Origin of the sequence: Microbacterium hydrocarbonoxydans, assembly GCF_000956475.1 — a bacterium.
GTDB lineage: Bacteria > Actinomycetota > Actinomycetes > Actinomycetales > Microbacteriaceae > Microbacterium > Microbacterium hydrocarbonoxydans_A.
Genome location: NZ_JYJB01000010.1, coordinates 814,754 through 828,253, shown reverse-complemented (window position 1 = coordinate 828,253; position 13,500 = coordinate 814,754). Strand labels below are relative to the sequence as shown.

Sequence of the window (13,500 nt, the reverse complement as noted above, 5' to 3'; positions counted from 1 at the left end):
CTCGCCAGGATGCTGTTCCGGCAGCATCCCGACGAGGAGGACTTGATGACCCTGGCAGACCACACCCGCCGTCCGCTCCCGATGGCCGACCACGTGCGCGGCAAGCGCTCAGCCGTCACCTGCGAGCTGAAGTGCGCGAACGCCTGTCTCGGGCCGGAGTGCAACACGTCGTCGAACGAGGACTTCCGTTCGATCGCCTCGTCGGTCTTCTCGCGTCGTGCTCTGTTCGGCCTCGGCGCCGCCGCGGCGGTGGCCATCGCCGTCGGTGCGGGCCGTCAGGCGCCTGTCTCGGCTCCCGGCGCGATCGGAGCGGGTGGCGCGGGCGTGGCCTCGGGCAAGCCGGGAACGGCAGGGCTCTCCTTCGGCCCGATCTCACCGGTGCCGGCCGACGTCGACGCGCTCACCGTTCCAGACGGGTTCACGTGGCAGCCCATCATCCGGTGGGGCGACCCGCTGTTCTCCCGCACTCCCGCCTTCGATCTCGCCGGCCAGACGCCCGAGGCCCAGGCCGAGCAGTTCGGATATAACAGCGACTATCTCGACATCGTCGCCGACCCGAGTGGCAAGACCGGCGTGCTGGTGAACAACCACGAGTACGTGAACCCGAACATCATGTTCCCCGCCTCGACCGATGCCGCCGAGCTGCGTCGTCGCGGCGACATCTACAAGGCCGCGCAGGGCATGTCGGTGGTCGACATCCGGCGCTCGAAGGTGGGGCAGCCCTGGTCGTATGTCGTCGACGGCCGTCGCAATCGTCGCATCACGGTCGAGACGGTCTTCGAGCTCACCGGTCCTGCCGCCGGTTCGGATCTCGTCAAGACCGCGGCCGACCCCGAGGGCCGCTGGGTCCACGGCACGCTGGGCAACTGCTCCGGCGGCACCACACCCTGGGGCACGATCCTCTCGGGCGAGGAGAACTTCAACGGGTACTTCGCCTGGGCCGCCGACACGGCCGAGCAGAAGCGCTACTCCGCGACGAGCACGACGTCGACGTCGACGGGCTGGGAGGCGTACGACCCGCGATTCGACGCGCACAACCCCGGCTACGTCAACGAGCCGAACCGCTTCGGCTACATCGTCGAGATCGACCCGCAGGACCCGACGTCCACTCCGCGCAAGCACACCGCGATGGGACGCTTCAAGCACGAGGGAGCCAACGTGCACGTGGCTGCCGACGGCCGGGTCGTGGCGTACATGGGCGACGATGAGCGCAACGACTACCTCTACAAGTTCGTGTCGAAGAACCGCATCTCGGGTTCGCGAAAGAAGAACCTGAACCTCCTGAGCGAGGGCGATCTCTACGTCGCGAAGTTCACGGGCAACTCGCCTCTCGCCGAGATCACCGGCACTGGAGCGCTTCCGTCCGACGGCGCCTTCGACGGCACCGGCGTCTGGATCCCCCTGACCCAGGGCGGCCAGAGCGTCGTCCCGGGCTTCAGCACCGAGCAGGTCCTCGTCTACACCCGTCTTGCTGCGGATGCTGTGGGCGCGACCAAGATGGATCGGCCCGAAGACGTGCAGCCCAGCCCTGTGACCGGCAAGGTCTATGTCGCCCTGACGAACAACTCCAAGCGCACTGCGGTCGACGAGACCAACCCGGTCACCGGCAACCGCTACGGCCATGTGGTCGAGCTCACCGAGACGGCGGGCCACAGCGGGACCACGTTCGGCTGGAGCATCCTGCTCCTGTGCGGCGACCCGGCCACCTTCGAGAACGCCTATTTCGCGGGCTTCCCGAAGGAGCTCGTCTCGCCCATCTCCTGCCCGGACAACGTCGCCTTCGACTCCGAGGGGAACCTCTGGATCTCGACGGATGGCGCTCCCAGCACGATCGGCCTCGCCGACGGGCTGTTCAAGGTGCCTCTCGCCGGCTCCGAGCGCGGTCACGTGCAGCAGTTCCTCGCGGTTCCGCGTGAGGCGGAGACCTGCGGGCCCGTCATCCACGATCGCGAGGGTCTGGTGTTCGTCGCGGTGCAGCACCCGGGTGAGGACGGCACCTTCGACGCACAGCACTCGCTCTTCCCCGACTACGGTTCCGGTGCGCCCGGCGACGTGCCGAACGCCCCGCGACCCGCCGTCATCCAGGCGTACCGCGCCTGAGCAGGAAACAGAGGGGCGGACCTCCGGCCGGTCGTGCGAGCGCACGACCGGCCGGCTCCCGTTGAGTCGCAGACGCCGTGCCGTGCCGTCCGGTATCCTGGACGGATGCCCGCGGTTCATCGCGCGAGGCGAGAGCTGAATAGAGAGGCCGTCATGGACATCGAGCTGAGTCTGCTGCGTGGGATCGAGAAGGAGAAGGCGATCCCCTTCGACGAATTGGTGTCGATCATCGAACAGGCCATCCTGACGGCCTACAACAAGCACGTGGCCGGCGACGGTCCCGCTCCCGAGGGCGTCCGGGTCGACCTCGACCGCAAGAGCGGCCACGTCGCCGTGCTCCAGGTCGTGAAGGACGACGAGGGTGCGATCATCGGCGAAGAGGATGCCACGCCAGACGACTTCGGGCGCATCGCCGCATTCGCAGCCAAGCAGGTCATCAGTCAGCGCCTGCGCGACATCGCTGACGACGCGGTGCTCGGTGAGTTCCGCGGCAAGGAGGGCGACATCGTCGCCGGTGTCATCCAGCAGGGTCCCAATCCCCGGATGATCCATGTCGATCTCGGCTCCGTCGAGGCGATCCTGCCGCCGGAGGAGCAGGTGCCGGGCGAGGAGTACACGCACGGCTCGCGAGTGCGGGTTTACGTCACGAGCGTGGCCAAGGGCCTCAAGGGTCCGCAGATCACGGTGTCCCGTACGCACCCTGGGCTCGTGCGCAAGCTCTTCGCGCTCGAGGTCCCCGAGATCGCGGGCGGACTCGTGGAGATCGTGTCGCTCGCGCGCGAGGCCGGCCACCGCACCAAGATCGCGGTGAAGGCGAACGACCCGGCTATCAACGCGAAGGGCGCCTGCATCGGAGAGCTCGGACGCCGCGTCCGCGCCGTCACCGAGGAGCTCGCCGGCGAGAAGATCGACATCATCGACTACAACCCCGAGCTCGCCGCCTTCGTGGCCAATGCGCTGTCGCCTGCCCGCGTGACCAGCTCGTTCATCCTGGATGCCGGCACCAAGGCCGTCCGCGCGCTGGTGCCGGACTACCAGCTCTCGCTGGCGATCGGCAAGGAGGGCCAGAACGCTCGCCTGGCCGCCAAGCTCACCGGCGCGAAGATCGACATCCAGCCGGACAGCATCCTCGACTGATCCGCTTCCCGGGACTCGCGCGGCACGCGTCCGGCTCCGGGTGAAACGCAGGTGTAAGATGGAACCCGTACGAACGTGCGTCGGCTGTCGCGCGCGTGCTCCCCGCTCCGCCCTGATCAGGGTGGTGTCCCAGTTCGACTCCCTCGTCATCGATGAGCGCGCCGTGCTGCCGGGGCGAGGCGCGTGGCTGCATCCGACGCGTGAATGCATGGAAGCCGCTCTGCGGCGACGTGCTTTCGGACGAGCACTGCGTGTGTCCGCCACGGTGGACACGCAGGCCATCGAACAGTATCCATTCAGAAACAAAGGCTGAACAGCTATGGAAACAAAGTGAACGGCTCGAAATGAGACCCGTCCGCGACTGATGGTCTGCCCTGTCTGGGGCAGACCGACCCCAGACAGGAGAATTGTGGCTGGTAAACCACGCGTACATGAGATCGCCGCCGAACTCGGCGTCGACAGCAAGGTCGCACTTGCAAAGCTCAAGGAGCTCGGCGAATTCGTCAAGAGCCCTTCATCGACCATCGAGCCGCCGGTTGCGCGCAAGCTGCGCGCGGCGATCGAGTCCGACGCTTCGCTGAAGCCGGCAGCCGACGCTGCTCCCGCCGCGAAGCCCGCGGCCGCCAAGCCGGCGGCTGCGAAGTCCGCCGCGCCCACGCCCGGGCCGAAGCCCGGCCCCAAGCCGGCACCTGCGCCGGAAGCACCTGCGCCCGCAGCACCCGCCGCTCCGGCGGAGGCCGCGCCTCAGGCGGCGACTCCCGCAGCGGCTGCCAAGCCCGGCCCCGCCGCTCCCAAGCCCGCTGACAGCGCGGCTCCGAAGCCGGGCGCCCCGCGCCCCGGCAACAACCCGTTCTCCTCGGCGCAGGGCATGGGGCAGCGCCCCGCGGGCCCCCGTCCTGGGAACAACCCCTTCGCCTCGGCGCAGGGCATGGGACAGCGTCCCACCCCGGGCAACATCCCGCGTCCGCAGGCGCCGCGTCCCGGCGCACCGCGCCCGGGTGCACCTCGCCCCGGTTCGCCCCGTCCGGGCGCTCCGCGCGGCGGTCAGGGCGGCCGTCCCGGTGCTCCGTTCCAGCAGCGGCCCGGCGGCCCCGGTCGTCCCGGCGGCGCCGGCGCTCCCGGCGGCGGCCCCGGTGCACGTCCCGGTGGCGGTTTCGCCGGTCGGCCCGGTGGTGGCGGTGGTCGTGGTCGTGGACCCGGCGGCGGCACCGCAGGTGCCTTCGGCAAGGGCGGCGGCAAGAGCAAGCAGCGCAAGTCGCGTCGGGCGAAGCGGCAAGAGTTCGAGATGCGGGATGCTCCCGTCGTCGGTGGCGTCAACGTCACCCGCGGCAACGGGGAGATCATCCGGATGCGCCGCGGCGCGTCGATCGCGGACTTCGCCGACAAGATCGAGACGCTGACGGGCTACACCGTGCAGCCCGGAACCCTCGTCACCATCCTCTTCAACCTCGGCGAGATGGCCACGGCCACCGAGTCGCTGGATGAGGCGACCTTCGAGGTCCTCGGTGCCGAGCTCGGCTACAAGGTGCAGATGGTCTCGCCCGAGGACGAGGACAAGGAGCTCCTCGAGGGCTTCGGTCTCGACCTCGAGGCCGAGCTGGAGAACGAGAGCGAGGATGACCTCGAGATCCGTCCTCCGGTCGTCACCGTCATGGGCCACGTCGATCACGGTAAGACCCGACTGCTCGACGCGATCCGCCAGACCAACGTCATCGCAGGCGAGGCCGGCGGCATCACGCAGCACATCGGCGCGTACCAGGTCTGGACCGAGCACGAGGGCATCGAGCGCGCGATCACCTTCATCGACACCCCGGGTCACGAGGCGTTCACCGCCATGCGCGCCCGTGGTGCGCAGGTGACCGACCTCGCGATCCTCGTGGTCGCGGCTGACGACGGCATCATGCCGCAGACGGTCGAGGCTCTGAACCACGCCCAGGCTGCGAACGTCCCGATCGTGGTCGCGGTGAACAAGGTCGACAAGCCCGAGGCCAACCCGGCCAAGGTTCGTCAGCAGCTCACCGAGTACGGTCTGGTCGCAGAGGAGTACGGCGGCGACGTCATGTTCGTCGATGTCTCGGCTCGCGCAGGCACCGGCATCCAGGACCTCCTGGACGCCGTGCTGCTCACCGCGGACGCCGGTCTCGACCTGACCGCCAACCCGAACAAGGCCGCTCGCGGTGTCGCCATCGAGGCGAAGCTCGACAAGGGTCGTGGTGCGGTCGCGACCGTGCTCATCCAGTCCGGAACCCTGCGCATCGGTGACGCCATCGTCGCCGGTACCGCATACGGACGTGTGCGGGCCATGGCAGACGAGAACGGCGACGCCGTGCTCGAGGCCTACCCGTCTCGCCCCGTGCAGGTGCAGGGTCTGAACTCCGTGCCCCGCGCCGGCGACGTCTTCATCGTCACCGAAGAGGACCGCATGGCCCGCCAGATCGCTGAGAAGCGTGAGGCCGTCGAGCGCAACGCCCAGCTGGCGAAGGCCCGCAAGCGCATCTCGCTCGAGGACTTCACCCGTGCTCTCGAAGAGGGCAAGGTCGAGACGCTCAACCTCATCATCAAGGGCGACGTGTCCGGTGCCGTCGAGGCGCTGGAGGAATCGCTCCTCAAGATCGAGGTCGACGACTCGGTGCAGCTGCGCATCATCCACCGCGGTGTGGGTGCGATCACCGAGTCCGACGTCAACCTGGCCACGATCGACAACGCGATCGTGATCGGCTTCAACGTGCGTCCGGACTCCAAGGCCCGTGAGGCGGCATCGCGCGAAGGCGTCGACATCCGCTTCTACTCGGTCATCTACAACGCGATCGACGAGATCGAGAACTCCCTCAAGGGCATGCTCAAGCCGGAGTTCGAAGAGGTCCAGTCGGGTGTCGCCGAGATCCGCGAGGTGTTCCGCTCCTCGAAGTTCGGCAACATCGCCGGTGTCATCGTGCGGTCGGGAACGATCACGCGAAACGCCAAGGCACGCGTCATCCGCGATGGCGTCGTCATCGCCGATGGTCTGGCCATCGAATCGCTGCGCCGCTTCAAGGACGACGTCACCGAGGTCCGCACGGACTTCGAGGCCGGTATCGGACTCGGCAAGTACAACGACATCCAGATCGGCGACGAGATCGAGACCACCGAGCTGGTCGAGAAGCCTCGCAGCTGATCGGAATCGACAGCCTCAGGGCTTCCTGCTCGTGATCGAGCCGGAAGCGGACAGGACGCCCGAAGGCTTCTCAGAGGGAGAGAACAATGGCTGGTGAACGACAGGCACGACTCGCGGACCGCATCCGCGTGATCCTGGCCGAGCGCCTGGAGAAGGGCCTGCGCGATCCGCGTCTGGGCTTCGTGACCATCACGGACGTGCGCGTGTCGGGCGACCTCCAGCACGCGTCCGTGTTCTACACGGTCCTGGGCACCGAGGAGGAGCGCGTCGCGAGCGGCGCGGCTCTCACGTCGGCGACCGGGATGCTGCGCAGCGAGGTGGGGCGACAGCTCAGCACGCGTCTGGTGCCGACCCTGGAGTTCATCCCTGATGCGCTGCCGGAGAACGCGGATCACATCAGCGCGCTGCTGCGCCAGGCGCAGGAGCACGACGCCCAGGTGGCGAAGCTCGCGTCCTCGGCCTCGCACGCGGGCGACGCCGACCCCTACGTGCACGACGACGAGGACTGACCCCGTTTGCTACTCTCGGCTGTGCGGCAAAGCCCGCACAGCTGAGGGGGGATCAGCATAGACGGTTCGAGTGCGCCTGGTTCGGCGCCCATCACGCCCGCGTCGGTGGCGGAGCTCCTCGACGAGCTGCGCCGGCATGATCTGACATGCGCGCCGCACGTGCTCGTGCGCATCATCGTGCAGCTCGGCGGAGATGTTCCGACCATCCGGGAGATGATCACGCGGCTGGATCCTCCGACCCGGTTCGGTCTGCGCCCTCTGCCGGCACCGCTGCCGATGGTCGGAACGATCCGGGCGAAATACGACAGTCTCGTGCTGGACGAGCGCGATCGCGATCTTCTCCTCGCCGTCTCCCTGTGCCTCGGCGATGAGCTCGAGCCCTTGCTGGCGTTCGACGGCAGGATCGCAGACGAGCTCATGCTCAGCGCCATCGGTCCACACCTCTCCCTGCACGCCGGACGCGTGCGCTTCGTCGACCCGCTGCTGGACATATGGATCCGCGCGAGCGCGGATCCGGCGGTCGAGGCCGCGGTGAACGAGCGCCTCGTCGAGATCTTCGCCGCACGCGGTGACCGGGTGAGCGCCGACTGGCATCGTTCGCGCGCCGCGCTCCACGGCGTACCGGAGGCGGCATCCGAACTCATCAGGATCGCCAGAGAGCTCTCGGAGGCGGGGCACTCCTCGCGGGCGCTGCAACTCGCCGGTGAGGCGGCGGCTCACGCGGTCGGCGTCGAGCTCGACGAGGCGCGCGTGGTGGCGGGAGCCTCGTCGATCGCGGCGGGATACGCCACGGAGGCGGCTGCGTGGCTCGGCCCGCTGTTCCCCGACGGCGCCGAGCGCTACCGGCTGCAGGGACTCAGCGCTCTCGTCATCGCCCAGGCATACCTGCAGGGAGCCGTTCCTGCAATCGATCCCGACTCGTTCCGCCCGAGCACGCAGGACCCGGACGACTGGTACTCGTGGACCCGAGCGGCGGCGTTCGCCGCGGTGCTCTGCGCCGAGCGGGGCGACAGCCGCGGAATGCGCAGGTGGCTCTCGGCGCTGCGTGACGGCTGCGCGAAGGTCGGTTCCGAGCGCGAGCTGCGCGATCCCGTGGTCGCGCTGAGCTGGTTGCTCGCAGGTGAGCCGGATCTCGAACCCGTCGAAGGCTCTGGCCCGCTCAGCGGCGGAATGCTGCGAGCTCTGCATTCGGCGATCGCGGGCGATATCGACACAGGCCTGCGGCTGATCGCAGTCGGGGACTCGGGTCTCGGTGCCGAGGTCGATCCGTTCGTGGCCGGATTCGAGTACAGCCCGGTGGTGAACGCCTATCGCGCGATCGTCGAGGTGCTGCTGCTGATGTGGCGCGGCGACGTCCGCATCGCGCGCGAGCGGATGCTGCAGGCTGCCATGACGCTTCCCGTGGCGATGCCCTTCGCGGGATTGGGAGTCGTGCTGCTGCGTCGCCTGGATCTTGCCGTGCTCGGACGGATCGGACCTTTCGGCGGTGCGCTCACGGCGTCGTTGCCTGCCGCAGCACGTCTGGATCATCTTGTCGATCGCGCGATCGAGGCGCATCTGGCCGGCGCGTTCGAAGAGGCATCGTCGTTCATGAAGCTGTGGAGCGACCGCGGGCGCCCGCGGCCGGCGCTGAACGTCGATGGGCTCGATGAGCTCGATCCCATCGGCGAGGACCGGGGACTCGCAGCCGCCGTGGTCGCGCCGCCCGAGATCCGCGAGGCGCAGCGGCTGCGAGCCCGGATCGCCGCGACGACGGACGGGCGATGGCGTGTCGAGAGAGAAGAGCTGCTGGTGGCGACGCGTGCGCTGGTGTCGCCGTTCTCTCGCGCGCGCGTCGAATCGATGCTCGGCGTCCGCGCCGTGATCCTCAACGATCTCGGTGCGGCGAGCGAGCATCTGCGCACCGCACGGCGACTGTTCGACGTCGCCGGGGCCGATGCGTGGGCGAACGCGGTGGCGCACCGGCTCGCCCGAGTGGAGGAGGAGGCCGCGGGCGACGACACGGCTCGGGATTCCCTGACGGTGTGCCGGCTGGCATGGGCGCCGCTGCTCACCTCCAGGGAGCTGGAGGTCGCCATGAAGGTCGTGGCCGGTTCGTCGAATCGGCGGATCGGCGAGGAACTGCAGCTGTCAGTGCGCACGGTCGAGGTCCACCTCGGCAGGGTCTTCACCAAACTCGATGTGCGCAATCGAGTGGAGCTGACGGTCCTGGCGCACCGCACTGCGCAATACCTCTGAGGATCAGCGGGGGAGCGACAGCATCTCGCCGTCGGCCTCGGCGAGACCGTCGGCGATGAGGGAATCGACGGCACGGTCGCGCTGCGCGGCATCCGGCCATTCGGGCAGCACCGCGCTCAGCAGGACGCCGCCGGTCGGCGCATCGCGCAGCATCCGCAGCACTGCGCCTCGCGCCTGACGATCCGAACCCTCGAAGGCGGCCTGCCGACGCCTCGTGTCGCCGGTGTCCGGGCGCCCCGCGGCCACCCACGCGCACTGCTCGATGAGCGGGCACAGCTCGCAGTGCGGTGAACGTGCGACGCAGACCGTGGCGCCGAGCTCCATGGCGGCCGCATTGAAGACGGCGGACTCGGCGTCGGATGCCGGGAGCAGCGACTCCATGAGCGCGAGGTCGCGACGCGACGGGGGAGCCGGCTGTGCGAGTCCCTGCACGGCGCGAGCGAGGACGCGCCTGGTGTTGGTGTCGACCACCGGATGCCGGTCTCCATATGCGAACACGGCGACGGCCCTGGCCGTGTAGTCGCCGATGCCGGAGAGAGCGAGAAGCTCGTCCACATCGCGCGGGACCAGTCCGTCGTGCCGCTGCACGATCTCGATCGCCGCGCGGTGCAGCCAGAGAGCGCGTCGAGGGTATCCGAGGTTGGCCCACTGCTGCACCACCTCGGCCGGAGTCGCGGCTGCGAGCGCAGAAGGCGTCGGCCACCGGGCCAGCCATGCTTCGAGGTGTGGGATCACGCGATTGACCGGCGTCTGCTGCAGCATGAACTCGCTGACGAGCGTCCCCCATGCGCCGTAAACGTGATGGAACTGCGATGTGCGCCAGGGCAGATCGCGCGCCGCCTCTCGGTACCATTCGGACAGCGGCAAGCGTCGCTGGGGGAGAGTGGACGACGAGGGCACCTCGACAGCCTAGGCGAAAGGCCGGCCACGACCGGAGGAGGCGACGATGAACACACGGCGAAGCGGCGCGGCTCTGCTGATCACCGGGCTCGTGCTGGCCACAGCCGCAGGGTGCGCGTCTGGCGCGGGGGAGACAGGTCCCGATTCGAGCGCCACGCCCACCGAGAAGCAGACCCTTGCCCCGACGGCGTCCTCGTCGCCCTCGGCCGACCCGCAGGACCCGACGACCTGGATCATCAGCGACGCGGGCGTGGGGCCCATCGAGATCGGGGCGCAGCTCGATGAGACCCTGACCCAGCTGCCGGATACGTGGACGAACGACGAGAACTGCTCGTGGACCGCCTGGTGGAATTCTGAGGACTCGAGCTATGGTGTCTTCTTCGTACGGGGGACCGAGAGTGACGACGCGCCGCTGAGAGAGATCTCGGTCTACACGGCTGCGGAGGAGCCTGTAGCGGTGCCCTCGCCCGTCACAAAGGCGGGTCTCGGCATCGGAGCGACCAAGGAAGAGGTCGTCGCGGCGTACCCCGGTGCTGAGGAGGGCGAGGCGCCGATCGGCGGCGGAACCTGGCTGAAGCTGCCGGGCGAGGGCCAGGCGCATGTCTTCTTCGAGTTCCGTGAGGGTGCGACCGGTGCATCCGATGTGGTCGTCACGGTCGGCGAGCAGCCCTCCTACGAGGTGTGCGGCTGAGAATCCGCGCGCATCGTAGGCTTGAGGGATGGTCTCGCCCGGCATTCTTCTCGTCGACAAACCCGCAGGCCTCACCAGCCACGATGTGGTCGCCCGCACCCGTCGGGCGTTCGGCACTCGCAAGGTCGGGCACGCGGGCACGCTCGATCCCATGGCCACCGGGCTCCTGGTGATCGGCATCGAGGGCGCGACCCGCCTGCTCACATACATCGTGGGGGCCGACAAGACATACGAGGCGACGATCCGGCTCGGGCAGACCACAGGGACGGATGATGCCGACGGCGAGATCCTGACCCGGGCATCGGCGGATGCGTGGACCGCAGTGACCGAGGAGCGGATCGCCGACGGCATCCGGGCCCTCACCGGCACGATCTCGCAGGTTCCGAGCTCGGTGTCGGCGATCAAGGTCGACGGTCGTCGCGCCTACGATCGTGTCCGGGCGGGGGAGGAGGTCGTGCTCGCCGCTCGCAGCGTGACAGTGTCGCGCTTCGACGTCGTCGCCCGTCGTGAGGGCGAGGGCGTCGTCGATCTCGACGTCGTGGTGGACTGCTCATCGGGCACGTACATCCGCTCTCTCGCGCGCGATCTGGGTGAGGACCTCGGCGTCGGCGGTCACCTCACCGCCCTCCGGCGCAGCAGAGTCGGAGACTTCGATGTGGCGGATGCCGTCTCGATCGAGGATCTCGAGGGCGCCACGACGTTGACCCCCGCGCAGGCAGCGGCGCGTGTGCTGCAGGCGCTGGATGTGACTGCCGAGGACGCTCGCGATCTGCGACACGGAAAGCGACTCTCCGGGCAGGCGACTCGGCTGGACGGAGCCCTGGCGGCCGCGATCGACCCAGACGGACTGCTCGTCGGAGTGGTGGAGAGGCGCGGCCCTGATCTGAAGAGCGCCATGAACATGCCGGAGGCCGCTCGATGATCCTCTGGCTCACCATCGCGCAGATCGCGATCGCCGCCGCGGCCGGCGTCTTCTGCGTCACCGCCGGCCTCGCTGGCCGGCGGCCGAGCGACTTCACAGTCGGCGCGCTCGCGGTCGTCGAGGTGCTGCTGATCGCCCAGGTCGTCGTCGCGATCGTCGCCCCGCTGACGGGCAACCCGCCGACGGGCGACCCGCTCGAGTTCTGGGTCTACCTCGTCTCGGCCGTGCTGCTGCCGATCGGAGCGGTGCTCTGGGCTCTGATGGAGCGCAGCAGGTGGAGCACTGTGATCCTCGGAGTCGCGGCCGTCGCGATCGCGATCATGCTGTGGCGGATGCAGGTCATCTGGAGCGTTCAGATCGCGTGACGGCGAAGCTGCGGGATCCGTCGCGGATTAGGATGGATGAAGCTATGAGCACCTCCGCACCCCCCTCTCGGATGACCGGCATCGGTCGCGTCCTCGTGATCGTGTACGCCGTGATGGCGCTCGCGGCGACCGGCCGGAGCTTCGTGCAGATCGTCCGCCGTTTCGACGAGGCTCCGTTGGCGTACTCGCTGTCGGCTGTGGCCGCCGTCGTCTACATCCTCGCCACGCTCGCGCTCGTGCTGGCCAAGCGGAGAGGCTGGTACGCCGTCGCCTGGATAGCGATCGTCTTCGAGCTCACGGGGGTGATCGTGGTGGGAGCCCTGAGTCTTCTCGTGCCCGATCTGTTCCAGCACGAGACCGTCTGGTCTCTGTTCGGCCGCGGGTACCTGTTCGTCCCCCTGGTGCTGCCGGTCTTCGGCCTGTGGTGGCTTCGCACTCATCGGCCGTCGCGCGCTGAGGCGTCGCGCGTCGAGGTGTCCGCGTGATCGTCTTCCGCGACCCGGGCGACGTTCCCGCCGACTTCGGGCCGTCTGCGGTCGCGATCGGCAAGTTCGACGGGGTGCACGCGGGGCACCGCGCGGTCATCGAGAGGCTGAAGATCCAGGCCGCGGCATCCGGCGCGCGCGCGGTCGCCGTGACCTTCGATCGCAACCCGCTCGCGGTGCTGCGTCCCGACCGCTGCCCCGAGAACGTCGTCACCGTCGAGCGCAAGCTCGAGCTCCTGGGAGAGCTCGGCCTCGATGCGACTCTCGTGCTGACCTTCGACGAGGAGCTCGCCGCGCGCAGCGCGGAGGACTTCGTCGAGGGCATCCTCGTCGCAGCTCTCCGGGTCTCGACCGTTCTGGTCGGGGCGGACTTCCGCTTCGGGCGCGGCGGAGCAGGCACGCCCGCGCTGCTCGCCGAGATGGGCCCCAGCCGCGGGTTCGCCGTCGAGATCGTCGACGACGTCTACCTGCCCGGTTCCGACCGTCGCGTCTCGTCGACGTGGATCCGCGAGCTGCTCATGGCAGGAGACGTCAGCGGCGCGGCCGAGGTGCTCGGCCGGCATCCCGACGTGCGCGGCGAGGTCGTGCACGGACTCAAGCGAGGACGCGAGCTCGGCTTCCCGACCGCGAACCTCGAGACGATCACCGACGCGTTCGTTCCAGCCGACGGCGTCTATGCCGGGTGGCTGGTCGACCACGACACGGGCATCCGGCACAGGGCGGCGATCTCGGTCGGCACGAATCCCACGTTCGATGACGTGCTCGTGCGCCAGGTGGAGGCTCACGTGATCGACGAGACCGGGCTCGATCTCTACGGGCACGACGTCACCGTGGAGTTCGTAGAGCGGCTGCGGGGAATGGTCGCGTTCGAGGGCATCGAGAAGCTCATGCTGCAGATGGCCGACGATGTGACTGAAGCCCGGCGGGTGCTCGGCGCGCAGTCGTAGAAGATGAACTCTGCGTGTCCTGCGGCCCCCGCAGCGGCGAGCATGGCGTAGA

Annotated in this window: 12 protein-coding genes; 11 read left to right on the top strand and 1 reads right to left on the bottom strand. The window is 68.9% G+C overall.

What is annotated here, in order from left to right; translation table 11 throughout:
- Positions 1 to 45 precede the first annotated feature (45 nt).
- The 6 genes from RS84_RS16595 to RS84_RS16570 all read left to right on the top strand — a co-directional run bounded on the left by RS84_RS16595 (position 46) and on the right by RS84_RS16570 (position 9,138).
- Positions 46 to 2,100, top strand: coding sequence for a PhoX family protein (locus tag RS84_RS16595; protein WP_200892030.1), 2,055 nt, complete (start codon positions 46 to 48; stop codon positions 2,098 to 2,100).
- A 153-nt stretch (positions 2,101 to 2,253) separates the two neighbouring features.
- Complete coding sequence (gene nusA, locus RS84_RS16590; RefSeq protein ID WP_045258847.1) at positions 2,254 to 3,237, top strand: transcription termination factor NusA; 984 nt, start codon at positions 2,254 to 2,256, stop codon at positions 3,235 to 3,237.
- A 58-nt stretch (positions 3,238 to 3,295) separates the two neighbouring features.
- Complete coding sequence (locus RS84_RS16585) at positions 3,296 to 3,550, top strand: YlxR family protein (RefSeq protein WP_045258846.1); 255 nt, start codon at positions 3,296 to 3,298, stop codon at positions 3,548 to 3,550.
- A gap of 96 nt (positions 3,551 to 3,646) precedes the next feature.
- Positions 3,647 to 6,391, top strand: a complete 2,745-nt coding sequence (gene infB, locus RS84_RS16580; RefSeq protein WP_045258845.1) for a translation initiation factor IF-2 — start codon at positions 3,647 to 3,649, stop codon at positions 6,389 to 6,391.
- A gap of 86 nt (positions 6,392 to 6,477) precedes the next feature.
- Entirely contained in the window at positions 6,478 to 6,900 is a 423-nt protein-coding gene (rbfA, locus tag RS84_RS16575; protein WP_045258844.1) for a 30S ribosome-binding factor RbfA, read from the top strand.
- A gap of 105 nt (positions 6,901 to 7,005) precedes the next feature.
- Positions 7,006 to 9,138: a helix-turn-helix transcriptional regulator gene (locus tag RS84_RS16570; protein WP_045258843.1), complete on the top strand. Its 2,133-nt coding sequence runs from the start codon at positions 7,006 to 7,008 to the stop codon at positions 9,136 to 9,138.
- Between the two features lie 3 nt (positions 9,139 to 9,141).
- Here RS84_RS16570 and RS84_RS16565 read toward each other — a convergent pair whose 3' ends face one another.
- Complete coding sequence (locus tag RS84_RS16565; RefSeq protein ID WP_235281516.1) at positions 9,142 to 10,038, bottom strand: A/G-specific adenine glycosylase; 897 nt, start codon at positions 10,036 to 10,038, stop codon at positions 9,142 to 9,144.
- 46 nt (positions 10,039 to 10,084) lie between these two features.
- Between RS84_RS16565 and RS84_RS16560 the strand changes: the two genes are divergently transcribed.
- From RS84_RS16560 to RS84_RS16540, 5 genes are all read left to right on the top strand, one after another.
- On the top strand, positions 10,085 to 10,729 hold the full coding sequence (locus RS84_RS16560) for a hypothetical protein (RefSeq protein WP_045258841.1): 645 nt from the start codon (positions 10,085 to 10,087) through the stop codon (positions 10,727 to 10,729).
- A 28-nt stretch (positions 10,730 to 10,757) separates the two neighbouring features.
- Complete coding sequence (gene truB, locus RS84_RS16555; protein WP_045258840.1) at positions 10,758 to 11,651, top strand: tRNA pseudouridine(55) synthase TruB; 894 nt, start codon at positions 10,758 to 10,760, stop codon at positions 11,649 to 11,651.
- Complete coding sequence (locus RS84_RS16550; RefSeq protein ID WP_045258839.1) at positions 11,648 to 12,016, top strand: hypothetical protein; 369 nt, start codon at positions 11,648 to 11,650, stop codon at positions 12,014 to 12,016. Before truB ends, RS84_RS16550 begins: the two co-directional genes overlap by 4 nt.
- Positions 12,017 to 12,087: 71 nt before the next feature.
- Positions 12,088 to 12,501: a hypothetical protein gene (locus RS84_RS16545; RefSeq protein ID WP_192627350.1), complete on the top strand. Its 414-nt coding sequence runs from the start codon at positions 12,088 to 12,090 to the stop codon at positions 12,499 to 12,501.
- Positions 12,498 to 13,448: a bifunctional riboflavin kinase/FAD synthetase gene (locus tag RS84_RS16540; protein ID WP_045258837.1), complete on the top strand. Its 951-nt coding sequence runs from the start codon at positions 12,498 to 12,500 to the stop codon at positions 13,446 to 13,448. Before RS84_RS16545 ends, RS84_RS16540 begins: the two co-directional genes overlap by 4 nt.
- Positions 13,449 to 13,500: the final 52 nt, after the last annotated feature.

What these genes read in the sequence shown, in the direction of transcription:
- RS84_RS16595 (WP_200892030.1), top strand. Translation starts at nt 46, where the DNA reads ATGACCCTGGCAGACCACACCCGCCGTCCGCTCCCGATGGCCGACCAC.
- nusA (WP_045258847.1), top strand. Translation starts at nt 2,254, where the DNA reads ATGGACATCGAGCTGAGTCTGCTGCGTGGGATCGAGAAGGAGAAGGCG.
- RS84_RS16585 (WP_045258846.1), top strand. Translation starts at nt 3,296, where the DNA reads ATGGAACCCGTACGAACGTGCGTCGGCTGTCGCGCGCGTGCTCCCCGC.
- rbfA (WP_045258844.1), top strand. Translation starts at nt 6,478, where the DNA reads ATGGCTGGTGAACGACAGGCACGACTCGCGGACCGCATCCGCGTGATC.
- RS84_RS16560 (WP_045258841.1), top strand. Translation starts at nt 10,085, where the DNA reads ATGAACACACGGCGAAGCGGCGCGGCTCTGCTGATCACCGGGCTCGTG.
- truB (WP_045258840.1), top strand. Translation starts at nt 10,758, where the DNA reads ATGGTCTCGCCCGGCATTCTTCTCGTCGACAAACCCGCAGGCCTCACC.
- RS84_RS16550 (WP_045258839.1), top strand. Translation starts at nt 11,648, where the DNA reads ATGATCCTCTGGCTCACCATCGCGCAGATCGCGATCGCCGCCGCGGCC.
- RS84_RS16545 (WP_192627350.1), top strand. Translation starts at nt 12,088, where the DNA reads ATGACCGGCATCGGTCGCGTCCTCGTGATCGTGTACGCCGTGATGGCG.